Source organism: Allobosea sp. NPDC003192 (assembly GCF_050275675.1).
Taxonomy (GTDB): Bacteria; Pseudomonadota; Alphaproteobacteria; order Rhizobiales; family Beijerinckiaceae; genus Allobosea.
The window spans coordinates 1-19514 of sequence record NZ_JBNNPK010000003.1 but is presented as its reverse complement, the minus strand read 5'-3'; the positions used below and the strand labels follow the sequence as shown (position 1 = coordinate 19514).

Below are 19514 nucleotides of genomic sequence, written 5' to 3'. Positions count from 1 at the left end.
TGGCATCGTTCATTGCAGGCACCAGGAGGCATTTGATGGCCGCAACCAGTTCCACCGCAAAGCGACAGGCTGCGGCCTCGGTCAAGCGTGCCAAGGACGAGGTGGCCGATGCTGCCGCCGATACGGCCGAGCGCGCCCGCCGCGCCGGCCGTCGCGTCAAGGACGAGGCGGACGAGATCGAGGCCAGCCTGACGCGCGGCGCCGAAGACCTCGCCGCGACGGTCAGCGAGAAGCTCAGATCGGTCGGCGTCGACACCGACCGCATGGCTGCGGTCGCGCGCGAGCAGGCCAGCGATCTGGAAGAGCTGATCATTCGTGAGATCCGCGAGCGGCCGCTGCGGGCGCTTGGCCTCGCGGCTGCGGTCGGGCTGTTCGTCGGCTTCCTCTCGGCGCGCTGACCATGCTGGGGGGGCTGACCGGTCTGGTCACGCGCGAGGTCGGCGGCGTCGTGCGCCGCAACGTCACCGTCATCGTGCTTTATCTTCTGGCGGGCGTACTTGCGGCCGGCGCGGTCGGATACGGCCTCGACGCTCTGCATACGGTGCTGACGCTGCATTACGGGGCGATCACCGCCAGCCTGTCGATCGCCGGCGGGCTGCTCGTCGCAGCGCTGCTCATGCTCGGCATCGCGCTCTATGTGAAGAACCGGCCACGCCCGGACCGTCGCCTCGCCGCGGCCGTCGCGGCCGCGCCGATCGCAGCCTCGCTCGTCGGCAGCCGCAAGCTCGGCTGGCGCGCCGGACTGGTGGGGGGCGTGGTGCTGCTCGGCCTCATCCTGGGCCGGCAGTTCTCGCAAGGAGACGATGCTGAAGAATAAGGCGAATCGACCCTGAATCCACTGCCCTTTCCGCAGGCGGTTCGCGTCGATATGTCTTTTTACCTTGGGCGATCGGATTTCAGCGTCTATTCAAGACGGCGATGAATGCCCAGCTGAAGCTCCGTCCACGCTGGCTGTTGCCGGGACTGCCCTTGCTCGGTACGCGCCTTTATACCGCCTCCTCGGCGGCGATCGCGATCGTCGTGGTCGCTGCCGCCGTCCTCATCGCCGGCTGGATAAACATCCAGGCGGACGAGGCTTCGAAGCTGGTTGCGCGCTCGATCGACATACGTGAGCGCAGCGAACGCTTCCTCGGCAATCTGCTCGATGCCGAGACGGGGCAGCGCGGCTTCCTGCTCACTGGCGAGGAAGCCTATCTCGAGCCTTATAACGACAGGCAGGCGGATCTGCTGCCGAGCCTCGATCAGATCGAACGGCTCGTCGCATACAGCCCGACCCAGCTGGAGCGCGTGCAGAGCGCCCGTGCCATAACGGTTCGCAAACTCGGCGAAATGGCCGAGACGGTCGCGCTGATGCGGCGTGGCCAGCGCAACGAGGCGATCGCGCTGGTCACTCAGGGCACCGGCAACCGGCTCACCCAAGGCGTGCGCGAGGTCATCAGCGCGATCCAGCTGGAGGAGAATCTTCGGCTCACCGCCAGCAGCCGCCGCGAGGCGCGTCGCCGCGTCCTCGCCAGCGTCGGCATCCTGGTCGCGCTCGCCGGCCTGTGCTTCGCAGCCTGGCTGCAGTTGCGGGGCCGGCATCGCCGGACCGTCTCCTTGTCCAGCTCCAATGCCGAGCTGGAACGGAAGGTATCCGAGCGCACGCTCCAGCTCGAGAATGAGAGGCTGCGCATCGAGGCGCTGCTGCGCGACGTCAACCATCGCGTCGGGAACAATCTGGCGATGGTCTCGGCGCTGCTCAACGTCCAGAGCCGGCAGACGCGCGAGCCTGCGGTCAAGCAGGCGCTCGCCCAGGCGCAATCGCGCATCCAGGCGATCGCCGCCGGGCAGCGCCGCCTGAGGCTCGACATCGAGGCCGACGAGATCGAGGCCCGGCCCTATCTGGAAGACCTGCTGGCCGAGATCGGCAAGGCGGCGGAAGGCCGCCCGATCGAGATCGGGCTGGCAATGGATGCGATCCGCCTGCCGGGGCGCGACGCCGTCTCCTTCGTCGTCGTCATCAACGAGCTGGTGACCAACGCGATCAAGCACGCCTTTCCCGACGGTGCCGACGGCAAGATCACGATCCGTCTCGCCCGCACGCCCGAGGAGAACCTCGTCCTCTGCGTCGAGGATGACGGCGTCGGCATGCCGGAGGATCAGCAGACGGCAGGGCTGGGCAAGTCCGTGATCAATGCCCTGCTGCGCAGCATGCGGGCCACCATGGAGATCACGCCGCTCTCCCAGGACGGCGCACGGCCCGGCACCCGGGTCGCGGTCACGTTCCCGAAGCGGGAGCAGCCCGCGGAGGACGAGGCGGAATAGGCCTCAGCCCTTGTTCACGGCCTTGGAGACGAAGCGGACGAGTTCGTCCGCCGAGAAGGGCTTGCGGACGAAGCGCACGTCGCGCAGCTCGGGCGGCACTTCGCTCGGGGCCGATCCCGAGACGAACACAAGCGGCGTGCCCTTGGCGCGCAGGCTAGCGGCGATGCCGAAGGTCTTGCCGCCGACCACGTCGATGTCGAGCAGCGCGCAATCTAGGGGCTGATCGGCGGCGCGCCGCGCCTGCGACAGCGATTCGACCACAATGAGTTCGGCGTCGTCGCCGAGCTCATCGCTCACGGCGCTTTCGATATCCATCGCGATAAAGGGGTCGTCCTCGACGATGAGGACCCGAATACCGGCCATGAGACCCAGATCACCTTCCAACTTCACGACTAAACCCCAAGTCAGTTACCTGCTTGTGAGCCTGTTCAACGCCCGCTTGGTTGGCCTTGTTCCGTTCTGAGCAGGATTGTCCGCCTCAAACCCCTCAAATTCAATTCAAATTGCTTGGATATGGTTAGGAAAGCGTAAGCACCCTTCCGTCAACGCCTGCGCGGCGAGCGAACGAGGTTGAGCTCGAAAGCGGTCACGCCGAGGGCGACATTGGCGCCGCGCTGTATGGGAAGCGCTCGCGGCACCAGCCGGACATCCCCGTCATGGCTGCCGCTCAGTGCGACCTCGCCAGCTTTGCGGGCATAGGCTCCGTTGAGCACGCCGAGGGGCGCACGCGCATAGGGACCGTAAACCCGCCAGGCGAGCAGGCTGCGCCCGACCGTCTTGGCATCGAGCGCGAAGCCGCGAATCACCCCGGAATAAGTCTGCAGGGGCCCGCGCCGTGGCCGGAAGCGGCACTCCAGCGGCTTTTGCGTGGCGACGACCTGAGCGAGGCCGGCGCCGATCGTGCAGGTCAGGCGTCCGGCCGGCGCGCCGCTCTGCGCCCAAGCCGGGGCGGCAGCGAGAAGGCTGGATCCAGCCGCCAGGACGATCGTTGCGAGCAGACGTCTCATTCAGCCTCTCCTACGCCTTGCTGCGTATGCCTATGCATCACCGGTAGATCATCCCAATGCGCTTCGAAACCGCACCAAACCGCCGCAATCACTCCATAGTTCCCAAATAATCCGGAACCTCAATCCGGTGCTTGCGTTGACGGGAACAGACCAGTGGACGCGCGAATGCCCAAGCAAGGACGAATCGACCCGGTGTGGATGTTTCCTGCCCCCAAGCTGGCACGCGATCTTCCGCCATTCTGGGAACTCGAACAACTTCTGCGCGAGGGTTTTGACCATGATTCGGCGCTGGCCGAGCTCGCACGCCGGCGCGAGAGCTGGTCAAACGGACGGCGTCCCCCGCCGGTCGTCGCGCAGTCGGACACACCGGACGACCTCTTCACGATCGTGTCATAGGACTCTGTCGAAATCATTAGGCCGAGATCATTGGCAGAAGCGGCTCGAGACCGCGCGCCGCTGCTGGATGTCGACATGCAGATGGTTGGCGTGGGCAGCATCCGAGCCTGGACCCAGCACGGTCATGAAGGCGCCGCAGGCCGACTGACGCACGCCGTCGAGAAAGCGGGTCTGTTCGAGGCCGCTCGGACGTTCCACCGATACAGACAGCCCACCCTGCTTCTCCTCGCCGAGCTGGAAGGCGAAGATGTCGAGCGCTTTTCCCGTGGCGTGCTCGCTGAGCGGCCCTCCCGTCTGGCGATTGCGCCGGCGGCACTCATGCCCGCCACCGACCCGTAACGCCGTCAACTCGCGCCCGAACGCTCCGCGCGCCAGCGGCTGCAGGCTGGTGTCGAGCCAGAGCGAGACCGCGCGCGCCAGCTCGCAACTCACCGTCGGCGGCGGCAGCAGCTTGACCGATCCCGGGCCGTCGGCTGTCCGGACCGTCAGCGCCTCGATCACGACGGGATCGACCACCCGACATTCCTCCGGCTCCGGCTTCGCAGCCGACGCGAGCGGGCGAATCCGGTGTCCGGCCACGCCTGTGAGGCTCCGCATGCAGGCGCTGGCTTCCATCGTTGCCGCAGGCTTGTCCTCGACCGACGCAGTCGGTGATGGCGGAGCGGGAGCCGGCAGCGAGGCCGGCCGTGGCGGAGGCAGGATCGTGGTCGCCCGCTGGGCTTCTCGGCCCAAGGCCGAACCCATGCCAGCGAGAGCCACGACGATCAGGGCCGCGCAGCCGCCGTGCCGAAAGCGCGAGCACTCTCGCATGCCTTCACCCCACGGCCGTGAACAGGACCGTCAGTGACGCCGCGACGATCAGCGCCGCCAGCAAAGCCATGGACATGACCGATCTCCTTCGCATTGCCCGGGCCGGGGCAACGCGAGGGATGGCCGATTTGTTCCCGGTCACCGCGACCGGTGCGTCAGGCCGCCTTGCGGCCGGCGCGCCGGTCGAAGAACAGCGCTTGGCTGATCGCAGCCTTCACGGCCTCCGGCTGGAACGGCTTGGTGATCAGGAAGGCCGGCTCCGGCCGATCGCCGGTAAGTAGCCGCTCGGGATAGGCAGTGATGAAGATCACCGGCACCTCGATCGCGCTGAGGATCTCGTTGACCGCCTCGAGCCCGGAGCTGCCATCGGCGAGCTGGATGTCGGCCAGCACCAGTCCCGGCCGCTTCTTGGCGGCCAGCGCGATGGCCTCGCGATGCGTCCTGGCGACGCCGGTGACCTTGTGGCCGAGTTCCTCGACCATGGTCTCGATGTCGAGGGCGATGATCGGCTCATCCTCGATGATCAGCACGTCGGTGGCAACCTGCTCGGCGATCTCCTGGCCGGCTGTCTGCACGAGGGCGGCTGCATCGCTGCTGGAGATGTTCATGATCTGAGCGACCTCCTCGATCGAGAAACCTTCGACCGTCCGCAGCAGGAAGGCCTGGCGCGAGCGCGGCGTCAGCGCATCGAGATTGCGCTCTGCGGCGGACCGCTCGGCCTCCGGCGCCGGTGCCTGGGTGTTGAGCCCCACGGACGACCACATCTGCAGGAACAGCCGGTAGAGGCCGACCCGCGGGCCGAGCTCGCGCGGGAAAGTGCCGGGGTCGGCAATCAGCGCCTCCAGCGTGGCAACGACATAGGCATCGCCGCTTGCCTGGGTGCCGCTGAGCGCGCGGGCGAACCGGCGCAGATACGGCAGATGCGGCGCGATTTCGGTGGCGATCGACATGTTGCTATCCCCCACGAGTCAGGCCCGATCAGCTTTCGGTACAAGCAGATCAGGTCGGCTCTATCCAGAATTGAAAGACGGATCGACGGAATCCGCCTCCGACCAAAGTTGTCGGAGAAGAGCACTCAAGTCACTGTTATGACAAGAAAATTATTTTTCGTTCGGGATGGAACCTTTTGCTTTCCGCTCCGTTATTGGGCCGAATGAAGGTGCGTTTCGGGGCAGTCGCGCGCAAGCGTGTCAACGAGCGTGCGATGCGTGGACAGGTGTGACCGACGGAATGTCGGCACGCCGATGGAGCGAGGGATCATGAACCTGATGAATGCCGATCCGCCCGAAGCGGCCAGAGCCGAACCGGATGACGAGATGGTGCTCGACCCGCGGGTGCAGGAATCGATCGGCCGATCCCTCAAGGCGCATTACGACGATCTCGTCAACGCGCCGGTGCCGGACCGCTTCCTGGTGCTGCTGGCCCAGCTCGAAGACACAGAGCGGCGCCTGAAGGCGCAAGGCGGTGCCGATGAGCGCGGCTGACTTCAAGGACGGGCTGATCGCGGAAATCCCGAATCTGCGCGCCTTCGCGGCGTCGCTCTCGGGCTCGATGCAGCTCGCCGACGATCTGGTGCAGGATACGCTGCTCAAGGCCTGGGGCAACGCCGAGAAATTCCAGCCCGGCACCAGCCTGCGGGCCTGGCTCTTCACCATCCTGCGCAACACCTATTATTCGCTCTACCGCAAGCGCGGGCGCGAGGTGCAGGACAGCGAAGGCACCTATGCCGACCGGCTCGCCACCCATGGCAACCAGGAGAGCCATCTCGACCTCGCCGATTTCCGCAAGGCGCTGGCCAAGCTCCCCGAGGAGCAGCGCGAGGTGCTGATCATGGTCGGCGCCACCGGGCTTTCCTATGAGGAGACCGCCGAGATCTGCGGCGTCGCGATCGGCACGATCAAGAGCCGCGTCAACCGGGCACGCGCCAAGCTGGCGGAGCTCCTGTCCATCGGCGGCGTCGACGATCTCGGCCCCGATCACCGGATCACCGCAGCCGTCCAGCGCGCCGGACCTGAAACCGTCGGTAGCTGATGGCCCTCTCGCTGTTCAGGACGGTCCGCGGCCGCCTGCTGGCACTGATGGTCGCGATCGTCCTGCCGATCGCCTGCCTGACAGCGGCGGCGGCGGTCGCGACCTATCGGACCGTCTTCGAAGCGATCCAGACCTCCCAGACGCGCGCAGCCGACGACTTCGCCGTGCGCGCCCGCGTCTGGTACCGTGGTGCGCTGCGCTCCCTCGTAACCAGCGCCGCCGCGATCCGGGCGGTATCGCCCGCCTCGGATAGCTGCGATCGCATCGCCGAGAAGGCGATCGCCGCGGTCTCCGGTTATGAGGCGCTGCTGCTGCGGGTCTCCGGCCGGCCGGACTGTGTCGGCGGGCTCGACGGCAGCATCCCCCGCAGCGAACTCGCGGCGGTAGCCGGCCAGCTCGCCAAACTCCCAGCCGTCAAGCTCTGGGGCGGCACCGAGTTCACCAAGGCCCGCTACGATCAGGTGACGATCACTGGCCGCTCCTATCTCGCGGTCTACAGCGAGTTCGACGAAGGCGATGCACTCCTGCTCTCCAAGCCGGACCCGCTTGATGACGTCTTCGACCTCGGCACCGACGACAAGGGCATGATGGCGGCGCTGCTTCGACGGGGTGGCGAGGTCGTGGTCGCGCGCGGCGGCGCCCAGGCCGATGCTTCATGGCTGCCGCAGGCCGAGACCGTGCCCGAGCAGACCACGCACTGGACCGCTCCCAGCCGGGCCGGGCCGGATCGGACCTATGCCGCCCGCATAGTTGCGGAGCCGGACCTCTACGTCCTGGTGAGCTTCGACGGTTCGGCGGAACGGGCGGCGACGACACAGTTCTACACGCTGCTGCTGGCGCCATTGCTGACGCTGACGCTGCTCGGCCTGGTCTATATGAAGGCGATCGACCAGCACTGCGTACGCTGGCTGCGCGGCATCGAGGCGACCGCGCGGGCGCGCTCCAGTTCGTCCGGCGCCCGAGTCCCGCTTTCGGACGAGATGCCGCGCGACATTCGTAGCGTCGCCGAGGCCTTCAATGCGATGGTCGACGAGCAGGAGGTGCGCCAGAGCAAGCTCCGGCTGGCGCTCGACGACAACCGCTTCCTGGTCCGCGAGCTGCATCACCGGGTCAAGAACAGCCTGCAGGTGGTGCAGAGCTATATCGGCCTCGCCAAGCGTGACCATAACGGCGAGGCGCGCATGGCCCTGTCGGATGCCGAATGCCGCGTCCATGTGCTGTCGGCCGCCTATCGCTTCACTCTTGCCGATGGCGAGATGCAGCCGGTGCGCATCGACCTCTTCCTCGACGATGTCGTCGCGATGGTCTCCAGCCTGATCGTCGCCCGCGGCCAGCGGCTGGAGAGCCGCATCGAAACGCGGGCTGCCCTGCCGATCGACCGGATCATCCCGCTCGGCTTCCTGATCGTCGATGTCGCCAGCCGAGCGCTACGCGCGGCTCCCGGCCTCGGCCTGGAGCTCGCCGTGACGAATGCGGGCGAGGGCATCATCGACATCGCCATCACCACAGACCGCGATACCGCCCAGATCGCGCCGCCGCGCCTGTTCGCAGGCTTGCTGATGCAGATCGAAGCCGTCGAGATCAGCCCGCCGCAGGGCCGAAGCCTCGGCGTCTGGCGCCTCGGGCACGGCGCTCCCCGCAGGCCCGACGCGGTTCAGCCAAGCCCTGCGGCTGGCGTGATCTCGACACCGACGCTGAGCCCGAGGAAGGCGCCGGCCGGCCCGACATAGCTCCCCGATACCGGCGAGGCGTCCTCCGGCACCCGCGCCACCGCGACGCGGAGCAATTGCCGGTCGGCGACGAGGTCGTTGGTCGGATCGAACTCGACCCAGCCATCGTTGGGGATGAAGACATCGGCCCAGGCATGGGTCAGTCCGACCACGGAGGTCATCGCCCCGGCCTCCGGCGACCGATCATGGATATAGCCGGTGACGAAGCGCGCGGCGAAGCCGAGCCGGCGCGCCAGCTCGATGAACAGCCAGGCATAGTCACGGCACGAGCCCGTCCCCATCCGCAGCGTGTCGAGAGGATGCTGGGTGCCTTCGTCATAGCGCACGGCATAGCTCAGGCCGGCATAGATCTCATGCGCCAGCGCTCGCAGCAGATGGCCGCCATTGAGCCTGGCGCGGAATTCCAGCAGCCAGGCGTCGAGAGCCCCATCGGGATCGGCGGCGGCGAGATCGAGAAAGGGCCGCAGCACGGCGCGCTCGGCCAGCGTATAGCTGATTTCGGAACTCTCGATGCCGGGCTCGACCCTGGTGCGCGGCAGCGCCGAGCCGAAGCGCTGGACGACGAGCTCGCTGACGATCTCGAGCGTATCCGCAGTCCCCGCGAAGGTCGCCATGGCGACCGGATTGCCATAGGCGTCGTGCATCCAGCGCAAACCTGCCGGCGGCGAGATGGCGATCGCGGTGTCGATGACGCGCAGATCGAAGGAATCGCGCGGGCGCAGCATCAGCCGATGCGGGCCCAAGGCGACCGGCTCGGCATAGCGATAAGTCGTCGCGTGGCGAATGCGCAGATGCATCTCAATCCCCAACCGGTCCCGTGCCATCTCGCCATCACGGCGAAAAGCCGCCTCACGGCGGCTTTGCTGGTCGGGCACATGTACTACGCGCGAGCGGCAGATCGGTTCCGCCGAAAGCATTTTCGAGCGAAGCGGGTACCGGTTCGCGTGAAGAAAATGCGATACGCCAAGACAAACTCAGCGCAGGACGGTGTTGCCCTTGAGGCTGGCCTCGCGCTGCGAGGTCGGCACGACACGGTGAGCGAGGTCACGGCGCATCTCGGCAGGGTTGACCGCCGCGAACTGGACGTCGGCCGGGACGCCGCGCTGGGCCTTGGCCTGGGCGATCGCTTCCGAGCTCTCGCCGAAACCGTTCTGGAACGAGGCGCCCATGGTGAGGGCGGTCACGACCAGCGCCATGCCGCCGAAGAAGGTGGCAGCGCGCTTGAAGGGGGCAAGGCTGGCGGTCGTCATCTTCGCTCTCCCGGTTCGTGTGATCGCTCTTGAAAGGCGGAACGGCTTCTCAACCCGTCTGGCGGGGATTTGTTCCGGTTTGCGTGGAATTCGCGGCGATCCCGATTCTTTTTCAGGCTGCCGAGCGATCATTGGCCGCCTCGCGCCGGCGGAACAGCCGCCAGAGCGATCGGGACAGGCGCTTGGACGTCAGATGCGCGCCGGCCTCGCGCTTCTCCAGCGTGATCTTGCGCTCGTGGAAGTCCTCGAGGCCCGGCCGGTGGCCGACGCTGATCACGGTCGCATAGGCGAGCTCGGACTCGAGCAGGCCAAGCAACGAATCCTGGCTGCCTTCGTCGAGGGCCGAGGTCGCCTCGTCCATGATGATGATGTCCGGCTTCTGGATCAGCAGCCGCGCGAAGGCGACGCGCTGACGCTCACCACCGGAGAGGACGTTGTCCCAGCGCTCCTCCTCGTCGAGGCGCCGGCCGAGATAGGAAAGGCCGCAGCGCTCCAGCGCCTCGCACACCGCCGCGTCGTCGACGCGGCTTTCGGCCTCCGGATAGAGCAACGCATCGCGCAGCGTGCCCAGCGGCAGATAGGGCTTCTGCGGTAAGAAGGCGACGCGCTTGCCGCGCGGCAGCGCGATCGTGCCGGAACCCCAGGGCCACAGGCCGGCGAGCGCCCGGATCAGGGTGCTCTTGCCGGTGCCGCTCTCGCCGGCGACCAGCACCTTCTCGCCGGGCGCGATCACCACGGAGACGTCGGCGATGACGATGCGGCCATTGCTGTGGGCGATCGAAAGATCGGCGATGTGGATCGCCCCGTCCTCGCTCTCCCCCAGCGCGATCTGGGTCTCGCCCTCCATGATCGTGCCGACATCGAGCGCCTCCAGCGCCTCGGCCAGTTCGTCGACGCGCCTCACCGAGGCGAACCATTCGGCCAGCCGGACGAAATTGTCGACGAACCAGATCAGTGCGGCCTGGACGGCGCTGAACGCGGCGACGACCTGCATGACGGCGCCCAGCGTGATCTCGCCCGACAGGTATTTCGGCGCGATCAGCAGCAGCGGTACGATCGGGAACAATGCGCCGTTCGTGTTGAGCACGATGGCGATGACGCCCTGCTGCCGGATCACCTTCAGCCAGGCGGCGACGACGCGGCCATAGTTCTCGCCGACCGACTCGCGCTCGTCGGCATCGCCCTTGATCAGGGCGATGCTCTCGGCGTTCTCGCGCAGGCGCGTCATCTCGGCACGGAACTGGGCTTCGGCCTCGTTCTTGGCGGCGATGCGCGGCACCAGCGGCCGGCCGGCGAAATAGGCCGCGAGCGAGGCGATGATCGCATAGAGGATCGCGGCGAGCGCCATGTAGCTCGGGATCACGATCTGCGTTCCGCCGAGAGCGAAATGTGCCGCCCCCGCGACCTGCCAGAGGATCGCGGCGAAGGTCACCGCGGTGACGAAGGCGCTGAGCAGGCCGATGGCGAACTCGACCAGGGGCTCGATGGACAGGCGGACATCCTCGGCGATGCGATATTCCGGGGCGCTCTGGTCGGGCACGACGAATTGCATCCGGTAATAGCGCTGGTCGGCGATCCACCAGCCGGCGAGGCGGTGCGTCAGCCATTCACGCCAGCGCATCTGCAGCAGCATCCGGCTGATCACCAAGCAGGACAGCGATGCGGCCGAGGCCGCGACGATCAGCGGCAGCCAGCCGACAGCCGTCCAGACCTGGGCGAGATCGCGCTTCTCCAGCGCGTCGAAGAACAGCCGGTTCCAGCTGTTGATGCCGACCGCGGCGCCGAGCTGGGCCGCGACGAAAAGCAGGACGGCAATGGTCAGCCCCCAGGCGCGCAACCGGCCCTCGCCCCTCCAGAAGCGCAGGGCCACGCGAAAGAATTGGCGCAGGCGCGAGCGCCGCAACCCGGAGGCGTGTGATTTCATGCGGCGGCCTCCAGAGCCTGCTGCTATGGCCAGACGGAGCGCGATTGCTAAGCGGCAGGTTTCGCGCCACACAGAAAACGCAAGCATTCGCCACGAGTTCCGGCGGATGAATGGAGTCATGCGTGATCGTTTCATCGAGCAATCATCGCAATCACCGCAGCCCGTCCTGCCTTGCCTGCCCGTTGCGGCTGATGCCGGCCTTCAAGGACAAATCCGACGAGGAAATCCGCTTCATCCAGGCGATGAAGCTCGACCACCGGCAGCTGCCGGCCGGCAGCGACATCATCCATCCCGGCCAGGAGGATGCCGAGCTCTACACGCTCTTCTCGGGCTGGGCCTTCCGCTATAAATCGCTGCCGGACGGGCGGCGCCAGATCCTCAACTTCCTCCTGCCGGGCGACCTCGTCGGACTGCAGGCCTCGCTGCTCAGCGCCGCCCAGCACGGCATCGAGGCGCTGACCGAGGTCGAGCTCTGCGTCTTCCCGCGCCGACGCACCTACGAAATGTTCGGGCGGATGCCGGCGCTCGCTTATGAGCTCGCCTGGCTCGGCTCGCGCGAGGAGTGCCTGATCGACGAGAACCTGACCTCGGTCGGCCAGCGCAATGCGCAGGAGCGGATCGCGGCGCTGCTGATCTCGCTCTATCGCCGGGCCGAGGCGCTCGGCCTCGTCGCAGAGAACAGCTTTGCCTTCCCGCTGACCCAGCAGCAGCTCGCCGACGCGCTCGGCCTGTCGCTGGTCCACACCAGCAAGACCTGGGCGCGGCTGCGAAAGGCGGGGATGTTCTCGCTCGCGCGCGGGCGCCTGACCATCCACAATCCACGCCTGACCGAGCGCATGGCACTGCTGTTCGAGAGCGAACTGCATCCGCGCCCGCTGATCTGATCGCGGGCATTGCGGCCACCACGCAAGAAATCGCTGGATTCAGCCCGCTCTTGACCCCATATGACAGCGGCGTAACGTCACAGCATTGTCATGTCGCTCCGGCGCGGGCCTTCCGCCTAGCCGCATCGAGGTTCTGGATGGCCCATTCCGCTTCCGGTCAGCGCCTGCGCACCACTCGCTTCGGGCGCTCGTCCGTCGCCGCGCGGCTGGAGCACGAGGTGCGGCTGACGGCCGCGGATTTCGCCGACAGCGTCGCTGAAGCGAGGCTTCGTGTCGCGGCGGCGCGCTACAAGGTCGAGGACGAGGTCCGCAGCACCGCCGGGAAATTCAAGTCGCGCGTCCGCAAGGCCGCCGACGAAGCCAAGGCACGCTTCGGCGACGATGCCCGCTTTCTCAAGTCCTGGATCGATTCGCCGGGGCGTACCGGCGCGGTCGCGCCGTCGAGCCCGTTCCTGGCCAGGCGCATGGCATCCTATGTCGATCCGCAGGCGCAAGGACCGGTTGTCGAGATCGGCCCTGGTACCGGCCCGGTCACCGAGGCGCTGATCGAGCGCGGCATCGACGAAGGCCGCCTGATCCTGGTCGAGTACAGCCCGGAGTTCTGCGAGCTGCTGCGCCGCCGCTTCCCGCGCGCCACCGTCATCGAGGGCGACGCCTATGCGCTCTCGACTACGCTCGCCGGCCACCTGAGCGAGAAGGCGAGCGCGGTCGTGTCCTCGCTGCCATTGTTCAACAAGCCACCGGCCGAGCGCACGGAGCTGGTGCAGGACGCCTTCGCCAAGGTGCTCCAGCCCGGCGCGCCCTTCATCCAGTTCACCTATGCGGTGATCTCGCCGGTGCCGCGCAAGGGCTCCGGCCTCAAGGCGCAGGTCTCCGACTGGGTGCTGCGCAACATCCCGCCGGCCCGCGTTTGGGTCTATCGCCGCGCCAAGCCGTGACGGCCCGGGCTTGACGCCGGCCCCGCATCTCTCCGACATCGCGAACTGAGAAGGCTGGGCCGCTCACCCAGCTCGCTGTCGGAGTGACCATGCCAAAGATCCTCGTCTTCGCCGGCTCCTGGCGCCCGGGTTCGATGAACACCCGGCTCGCGACGCTGATCGCCAAGAATCTGGAAGATGCGGGAGCGCAGGTGACGCAAATCTCGCTCGGCGATTACCCGCTGCCGCTGATCGACGCCCGCGCCTATGACAACGACCCTCCCGGCGAGGCGAAGGCGCTGGCGGCGCTGGTCGATGCACATGACGGCCTCTTCATTGCCAGCCCCGAATATAATTCCGGCTACCCGCCGGCGCTGAAGAACGCGCTCGACTGGATCAGCATCGTCCGCTCCGGCGGCCCCGGCCTGCGCGAGAAGGTCGTGGCGATCGGCGGCGCCTCGGCCGGCAACCTCGGCACTTATCGCTGCCTGACCCAGTTGCGGACCGTGCTTGAGCTCGGCTTCGGCGCGCTGCTGGTGCCGGAGATGCTGGCGGTCAATGGTGCCGACAAGGCCTATGGCGAGGATGGCGACTTCACCGAGAAGCGCCTCAGGGGCATGCGCGACAAGATGGTGGCGCGGCTGGCAAAGGTTTCGGCGCTCCACCCCTGAGGGCGGCTACTCGATCTCGCATCGCCCGCTTGCCGGCAACAGGCGCCAGACCCCGTCATCGGGCTTGGCCGGGATGCTGACCGCATCGTCGGCGATTTCCTCGGCGTCGTAGGGGTTGGGATTGGCGGTGATGCCGGCATTGCGGATGTCGAGCGCGCCGTTGGGGCCGCGTTCGATCCGCCAGCTGCCGGCCTCCCATTCCGGCACGCAGCGCAGCCCCTGCCCGGCCGCCTTGCAGAAGCCGCTGAGCTGATAGTCGAAGTTCTGGCCGGGATTCACGCGTTCGCGCAGGTTGAAGTAGAGCATGACATAAAGGCTGCCGCCCTCGCCCGGCTGCCAGTTCCGCGGGCTGTGCAACAGGCGGACCTTCGCCACCTTCTGCCTGGGGTGGCTGGCGAGGTGAGCGGCATCGTAGCTGCGTTCCCAGCAGGCATTGCCCTTCGGCGGCAATTCGCGCTCGAGCGGGCGAGCCTGCGCAGAGGTCGCAAGTAAGGCCGCAAGACAGCAGGCGGCAGCAGTCAAAGGCAGGCGCATCATGGCTCTCCTTGCCGGGGTGCCGTAGCGTGAGGCACAGGCCACGCCCGATCAACCCGGCTTGCGCCAACCGGGGACGAAATCGCGTGACGGCTGGCCACGGCCTTGCGAATCCGGCACATCCGGCGAATGTCGTCGCCCCGCGAATCAGAAGCCCGCGCGATCCTGAAGTCGGTCTTCGGCTATGATGATTTCCGCCCCGGGCAATGGGAGGTGATCGAGGCCGCGCTCGCCGGCCGCGACGTCTTCGCGGTGATGCCGACGGGCTCGGGCAAGTCGATGTGCTACCAGCTCCCGGCGCTCGTCGCCGGCGGGCTCACGCTGGTGGTCTCGCCGCTGATCGCCCTGATGCGCGATCAGGTCGGCCAGTTGGTGCGTGCCGGCGTCTCTGCCGCCACGCTCAACTCGATGAACAGCGAGGCGGAGGCGGCTCAGGCCTGGGACAAGCTCAATTCCGGCGAGTTGCGCCTGCTCTTCGTCTCGCCCGAGCGCCTCGCAGGTGAAGGCCTCGTCGCGCGGCTGCGCCGGCTCGGCGTCACCCGCCTCGCCATCGACGAAGCCCATTGCGTCTCGCAATGGGGCCATGACTTCCGCCCGGAATACCGGCTGCTCTCGAAGGTCCGCGAGGCGCTGGGCGACGTGCCGGTGACGGCGCTGACGGCGACAGCCGACCGCCAGACCCAGGCCGACATCGCCCAGCAGCTCTTCCCGCAGCCGCCGAAGCTGGTGATCCATTCCTTCGACCGGCCGAACCTGAAGCTCTCCTTCGCGCCGAAGGAGCAGCCGCGCCGGCAGATCGACGATTTCCTGAAGGTGCATCGCGGCGGCTCGGGCATCGTCTACTGCTCCTCGCGCGGCCGCACCGAGCGGTTGGCGCAGGGCCTCAGCGAAAAGGGCTGGAAGGCCTATCCCTACCATGCCGGGCTGGAGCAGGCGGAGCGCAACCGCAACCAGGACATCTTCCTGCAGGAGGACGGCGTCGTGGTCTGCGCCACCATCGCCTTCGGCATGGGCATCAACAAGCCCGATGTCCGCTTCGTCGTCCATGCCGACATGCCCGGCTCGATCGAGGGCTACTACCAGGAGATCGGCCGCGCCGGCCGCGACGGGCTCCCGGCGGATACGCTGACGCTCTACGGCGTCGACGACATGGCGCTGCGCCGGCGCCAGATCGACGAGAAGCCAATCGACGACGAACGAAGACGCATCGAGCACAAGCGCCTCAATGCGATGATCGACCTGTGCGAATCGGCGTTGTGCCGGCGCTCAGCGCTCCTGTCCTATTTCGGCGAGCAGGTGCCGGCCTGCCGGCATGGCGTGGCGGAATTCCGCTGTGACCTCTGCGGCCCGGCAGCTCCGGAGCTCTCGGACGCGACGCTCGATGCGCGCAAATTGCTCTCGGCGGTGATCCGCTCCGGCCAGCGCTACGGCGCCGGCCATCTCGCCGATATCCTCACGGGCACGGCGACCGAAGCGATCCGGCGCCAGAACCATGACGGACTGAAAACCTTTGGCGTCGGGCACGACAAGCCCAAAGGCGCCTGGATGGCCCTCACCCGCAAGCTCTTCGCCGCCGGCGCGCTCGCCGAGGCCAGCATCGAGCATGGCGGCTTCTGTCTGACCGCCAAGGGCGAGGACATCCTGTTCGGGCGCGAGCCGATAGCCTTGCGGGTCGACCCGCTGGCCGAGCGGCGCTCGCGCCGCGGCCAGCGCGAGGCCGCCCGGGCCGACGGGCTCGATGGCGATACCGCCGCCCTGTTCGAGCATCTGCGCCAGTTGCGCCTGACCCTCGCCCGCGAGGAAGGTGTTGCCGCCTACATCATCTTCACCGACCGGACGCTGATCGCGATGGCGCGCGAGCGGCCGCTCGGCCTCGAGGAGATGCGCGGCATCGAGGGCGTCGGCGAACGCAAGCTCGCGCAATATGGCGAGGTTTTCCTTGATGCGATCGCGACATTCTCTAGCTAAATCCACCGCTCTCGCGTACGCGGGCGTGCGCACGTGAAAAAGCCATCCTGAACGCCTATATTCGTAGGCCGAATCAAGCTCATCCGCGGGCGTCATGCTCGCCCGCCGAAGGACACCCCGCATGACAGACGTCACCAACGGCGCCGGCGCCGAAGACTACGGCGCCGACTCGATCAAGGTGCTCAAGGGCCTCGACGCGGTCCGCAAGCGCCCAGGCATGTATATCGGCGACACCGATGACGGCTCGGGCCTGCACCACATGGTCTACGAAGTCGTCGACAACGCCATCGACGAGGCGCTCGCCGGCCATGCCGACCTCGTCACGGTGACGCTGAACGCCGATGGCTCGGTCACGGTCTCGGACAATGGCCGCGGCATCCCGACCGCCATCCACAGCGAGGAAGGTATCTCGGCGGCCGAGGTCATCATGACCCAGCTCCATGCCGGCGGTAAGTTCGACCAAAACTCCTACAAGGTTTCGGGCGGCCTGCACGGCGTCGGCGTTTCCGTCGTCAACGCGCTTTCGGTCTCGCTCAAGCTGCGCATCTGGCGCGAAGGCCACGAACATTTCATGGAGTTCCGCCATGGCGACGCGGTCGCCCCGCTAGCGGTGGTCGGCCCGGCCGGCGACAAGCGCGGCACCGAAGTGACCTTCCTGCCGTCGCAGGAAACCTTCACCATGGTCGAGTTCGACTACAAGACGCTGGAGCATCGCCTGCGCGAGCTCGCCTTCCTGAACTCGGGCGTGCGCATCGTCCTCACCGATGCCCGCCATGCGGAAGTCGTGCGCGAAGAGCTGATGTACGAAGGCGGCGTCGAGGCTTTCGTGCGCTATCTCGACCGCGCCAAGACGCCGATCATCTCCAAGCCGGTGATGCTCTCGAACGAGAAGGACGGCATCACCGTCGACGTCGCGCTGTGGTGGAACGACAGCTACCACGAGAACGTGCTCTGCTTCACCAACAACATCCCGCAGCGCGACGGCGGCACCCATCTCGCCGGCTTCCGCGCCGCGCTGACGCGGCAGGTCACCGGCTATGCCGAGACCTCCGGCATTTCGAAGAAGGAGAAGGTCTCGCTCACCGGCGACGATTGCCGCGAGGGCCTGACCGCGATCGTCTCGGTCAAGGTGCCCGACCCGAAATTCTCCTCGCAGACCAAGGACAAGCTGGTCTCCTCCGAGGTCCGTCCCGTCGTCGAGAACGTCGTCAACCAGGCGCTCTCGACCTGGCTGGAAGAGCATCCCAACGAGGCCAAGACCATCGTCGGCAAGGTCGCCGAGGCGGCCGCCGCCCGCGAGGCCGCCCGCAAGGCGCGCGACCTCACCCGCCGCAAGGGCGCGCTCGACATCGCCTCGCTCCCCGGCAAGCTGGCCGACTGCCAGGAGAGGGACCCAGCCAAGTCCGAGCTCTTCATCGTCGAGGGCGACTCGGCCGGCGGCTCGGCCAAGCAGGGCCGCGCCCGCGAATACCAGGCGGTGCTGCCCTTGCGCGGCAAGATCCTCAATGTCGAGCGGGCGCGCTTCGACAAGATGCTGTCTTCCGACCAGGTCGGCACCCTGATCACCGCGCTCGGCACCGGCATCGGCCGCGACGAGAAGGATTCCGGCGCCTTCAACATCGAGAAGCTGCGCTACCACAAGATCATCATCATGACCGACGCGGACGTGGACGGCGCCCATATCCGCACCTTGCTGCTGACCTTCTTCTACCGGCAGATGCCGGAGCTGCTCGAGCGCGGCCACCTCTTCATCGCCCAGCCGCCGCTCTACAAGGCGGCGCGTGGCAAGTCGCAGACCTATCTCAAGGACGAGCGCGCGCTCGAGGATTACCTGGTCGATTCGGCGCTCGACGGCGCGGTCTTCCGCACCGGCGAGGGCAGCGAGCGCGGCGGCGCCGATCTGCGCGCCCTGATCGAGGAAGCTCGCAGCATCCGCCACACGCTCTCGCAGCTGCATTCGCGCTATGACCGGCGGGTGGTCGAGCAAACTGCGATCGCCGGCGCCCTACGTCCCCATGGCGAACGCAGCGAGGCCGAGCTCAATGAGGCGGCGGCTTATGTCGCGCGCCGGCTCGACGCGATCTCCGATGAGATCGAGCGCGGTTGGGAGGGCAAAGCGTCCGATGGCGGCTTCATCTTCTCGCGGCTGGTGCGTGGCGTGAAACAGGTCGTCTCGCTCGATTCCGGGCTGCTCGCCAGCGCCGAAGCGCGCAGGCTCGACGCCGCCGCCGCTTCGCTGCGGGAGGCCTATGCCAAGCCGGGCGTGCTCAGCCGCAAGGGCGACGATCACATCGTCAACGGCCCGAGCGACCTGTTCGACGCGGTCAACGCCATCGGCAGGAAGGGGGTCTCGCTGCAGCGCTACAAAGGTCTCGGCGAGATGAACCCGGACCAGCTCTGGGAGACGACGCTCGACCGCGACGTGCGCTCGCTGCTGCGCGTCAAGAACGACCAGAACGACGAAGCCGACGATCTCTTTGTCAAGCTGATGGGCGACGTGGTCGAGCCACGCCGTGAATTCATCCAGACCAACGCGCTGAACGCGACCGTCGATACCTGAGCAGCCTGCGCTTTGTAGGGGCACCCTAAAGTTTGACTCCCAGGCCGGGTAGTCAGACTCAATTGTCATGGAAGCTCGACTCACCCGCGCGGCGGGTGGACTGTGCGCCAGGATGGCCTCACTTGCTGACGTTGGCCTTGGGCTCATCCTTGCAAAACTGGAACCTCACTCCACGATTGCAAGGATGATTGTGCCACGCATGCGGGGCTACGTAGCGTCTCGGGCTTGCATCGAGGCCTAGGGAGTGCTCGTCGCAATTCTCCCACACCGCTTGGCCAGCACTACCGGCGGCTCCCCCCCGTGACGTTGCCCCCTGTTTGCCCTCGTTCATAACTGGACTCTGTTCTCGCTGTGGTCCGTTCTGGATCGGGTTGCAAACTCGTTCGGGGTGGGCCGCCAAGGCTCGTATGCGGCCGGTGGGCGTTGTAGTCCATTCGCCATTCCTCGATCAGCCGGCGAGCGCTCGGCAGGTTTCGGAACGTGTCTTCGTTCAAGCATTCGTCCCGGAAGCGGCCGTTCAGGCTCTCG

At 67.1% G+C, this 19514-nt stretch carries 20 protein-coding genes and 1 pseudogene; 12 read left to right on the top strand and 9 right to left on the bottom strand.

Annotated elements, in window-relative coordinates:
* Positions 1 to 35 precede the first annotated feature (35 nt).
* The 3 genes from ACQKLX_RS05290 (at position 36) to ACQKLX_RS05280 (ending at position 2304) form a co-directional block, all read left to right on the top strand.
* A complete protein-coding gene (locus ACQKLX_RS05290) occupies positions 36 to 398 on the top strand; it encodes a glycine zipper domain-containing protein (protein ID WP_427360152.1) in 363 nt (120 codons plus the stop codon).
* A 2-nt stretch (positions 399 to 400) separates the two neighbouring features.
* A complete protein-coding gene (locus ACQKLX_RS05285) occupies positions 401 to 817 on the top strand; it encodes a hypothetical protein (protein ID WP_427360150.1) in 417 nt (138 codons plus the stop codon).
* A 101-nt stretch (positions 818 to 918) separates the two neighbouring features.
* Positions 919 to 2304: a sensor histidine kinase gene (locus ACQKLX_RS05280; RefSeq protein WP_427360148.1), complete on the top strand. Its 1386-nt coding sequence runs from the start codon at positions 919 to 921 to the stop codon at positions 2302 to 2304.
* 3 nt (positions 2305 to 2307) lie between these two features.
* Here the strand turns inward: ACQKLX_RS05280 and ACQKLX_RS05275 are convergent, their stop codons facing one another.
* Complete coding sequence (locus ACQKLX_RS05275; RefSeq protein ID WP_427360146.1) at positions 2308 to 2688, bottom strand: response regulator; 381 nt, start codon at positions 2686 to 2688, stop codon at positions 2308 to 2310.
* Positions 2689 to 2846: 158 nt separating this feature from the next.
* A complete protein-coding gene (locus ACQKLX_RS05270; RefSeq protein ID WP_427360144.1) occupies positions 2847 to 3311 on the bottom strand; it encodes a DUF992 domain-containing protein in 465 nt (154 codons plus the stop codon).
* 165 nt (positions 3312 to 3476) lie between these two features.
* Here ACQKLX_RS05270 and ACQKLX_RS05265 point away from each other — a divergent pair, with 165 nt between their 5' ends.
* On the top strand, positions 3477 to 3707 hold the full coding sequence (locus ACQKLX_RS05265) for a hypothetical protein (RefSeq protein WP_427360143.1): 231 nt from the start codon (positions 3477 to 3479) through the stop codon (positions 3705 to 3707).
* A 27-nt stretch (positions 3708 to 3734) separates the two neighbouring features.
* On the opposite strand, the gene ACQKLX_RS05260 is transcribed toward ACQKLX_RS05265, so the two are convergent.
* Entirely contained in the window at positions 3735 to 4322 is a 588-nt protein-coding gene (locus ACQKLX_RS05260) for an extensin-like domain-containing protein (RefSeq protein ID WP_427360141.1), read from the bottom strand.
* A 350-nt stretch (positions 4323 to 4672) separates the two neighbouring features.
* A complete protein-coding gene (locus tag ACQKLX_RS05255; protein ID WP_427360139.1) occupies positions 4673 to 5467 on the bottom strand; it encodes a response regulator in 795 nt (264 codons plus the stop codon).
* Between the two features lie 309 nt (positions 5468 to 5776).
* Between ACQKLX_RS05255 and ACQKLX_RS05250 the strand changes: the two genes are divergently transcribed.
* Genes ACQKLX_RS05250 through ACQKLX_RS05240 form a run of 3 tightly spaced genes read left to right on the top strand, consistent with a single transcriptional unit; the run spans position 5777 to position 8278 of the window.
* Entirely contained in the window at positions 5777 to 6001 is a 225-nt protein-coding gene (locus ACQKLX_RS05250; protein ID WP_427360138.1) for a NepR family anti-sigma factor, read from the top strand.
* Positions 5988 to 6548, top strand: coding sequence for a sigma-70 family RNA polymerase sigma factor (locus ACQKLX_RS05245; RefSeq protein WP_137883936.1), 561 nt, complete (start codon positions 5988 to 5990; stop codon positions 6546 to 6548). The genes ACQKLX_RS05250 and ACQKLX_RS05245 overlap by 14 nt, the downstream gene beginning before the upstream one ends.
* On the top strand, positions 6548 to 8278 hold the full coding sequence (locus tag ACQKLX_RS05240; protein WP_427360136.1) for a sensor histidine kinase: 1731 nt from the start codon (positions 6548 to 6550) through the stop codon (positions 8276 to 8278). The genes ACQKLX_RS05245 and ACQKLX_RS05240 overlap by 1 nt, the downstream gene beginning before the upstream one ends.
* Here the strand turns inward: ACQKLX_RS05240 and ACQKLX_RS05235 are convergent.
* The 3 genes from ACQKLX_RS05235 to ACQKLX_RS05225 all read right to left on the bottom strand — a co-directional run bounded on the left by ACQKLX_RS05235 (position 8203) and on the right by ACQKLX_RS05225 (position 11452).
* Positions 8203 to 9075: a transglutaminase family protein gene (locus tag ACQKLX_RS05235; protein WP_427360134.1), complete on the bottom strand. Its 873-nt coding sequence runs from the start codon at positions 9073 to 9075 to the stop codon at positions 8203 to 8205. The genes ACQKLX_RS05240 and ACQKLX_RS05235 overlap by 76 nt on opposite strands.
* Positions 9076 to 9252: 177 nt before the next feature.
* Positions 9253 to 9528 carry a hypothetical protein gene (locus ACQKLX_RS05230; RefSeq protein ID WP_427360133.1) on the bottom strand — a complete coding sequence of 92 codons (276 nt, stop codon included), beginning with the start codon at positions 9526 to 9528 and terminating at the stop codon, positions 9253 to 9255.
* 112 nt (positions 9529 to 9640) lie between these two features.
* Positions 9641 to 11452: an ABC transporter ATP-binding protein/permease gene (locus ACQKLX_RS05225; protein ID WP_427360131.1), complete on the bottom strand. Its 1812-nt coding sequence runs from the start codon at positions 11450 to 11452 to the stop codon at positions 9641 to 9643.
* A gap of 122 nt (positions 11453 to 11574) precedes the next feature.
* Between ACQKLX_RS05225 and ACQKLX_RS05220 the strand changes: the two genes are divergently transcribed.
* The 3 genes from ACQKLX_RS05220 to ACQKLX_RS05210 all read left to right on the top strand — a co-directional run bounded on the left by ACQKLX_RS05220 (position 11575) and on the right by ACQKLX_RS05210 (position 13924).
* Positions 11575 to 12336, top strand: a complete 762-nt coding sequence (locus ACQKLX_RS05220) for a Crp/Fnr family transcriptional regulator (RefSeq protein WP_427360129.1) — start codon at positions 11575 to 11577, stop codon at positions 12334 to 12336.
* Positions 12337 to 12473: 137 nt separating this feature from the next.
* Positions 12474 to 13274, top strand: coding sequence for a class I SAM-dependent methyltransferase (locus tag ACQKLX_RS05215; RefSeq protein ID WP_427360127.1), 801 nt, complete (start codon positions 12474 to 12476; stop codon positions 13272 to 13274).
* Between the two features lie 89 nt (positions 13275 to 13363).
* Complete coding sequence (locus tag ACQKLX_RS05210) at positions 13364 to 13924, top strand: NADPH-dependent FMN reductase (protein ID WP_427360125.1); 561 nt, start codon at positions 13364 to 13366, stop codon at positions 13922 to 13924.
* A gap of 6 nt (positions 13925 to 13930) precedes the next feature.
* Here ACQKLX_RS05210 and ACQKLX_RS05205 read toward each other — a convergent pair whose 3' ends face one another.
* Positions 13931 to 14458 (bottom strand): hypothetical protein, encoded by a 528-nt coding sequence (locus tag ACQKLX_RS05205; protein WP_427360123.1) that lies wholly within the window; start codon positions 14456 to 14458, stop codon positions 13931 to 13933.
* Positions 14459 to 14587: 129 nt separating this feature from the next.
* On the opposite strand from ACQKLX_RS05205, the gene recQ reads away from it, so the two are divergent.
* Positions 14588 to 16426, top strand: coding sequence for a DNA helicase RecQ (gene recQ, locus ACQKLX_RS05200; RefSeq protein WP_427360121.1), 1839 nt, complete (start codon positions 14588 to 14590; stop codon positions 16424 to 16426).
* A 121-nt stretch (positions 16427 to 16547) separates the two neighbouring features.
* Positions 16548 to 18986, top strand: coding sequence for a DNA topoisomerase (ATP-hydrolyzing) subunit B (gene gyrB / locus ACQKLX_RS05195; protein ID WP_427360119.1), 2439 nt, complete (start codon positions 16548 to 16550; stop codon positions 18984 to 18986).
* 327 nt (positions 18987 to 19313) lie between these two features.
* Here the strand turns inward: gyrB and ACQKLX_RS05190 are convergent.
* Positions 19314 to 19514 (bottom strand): annotated as a pseudogene (locus ACQKLX_RS05190) (integrase core domain-containing protein); the annotation flags it as partial.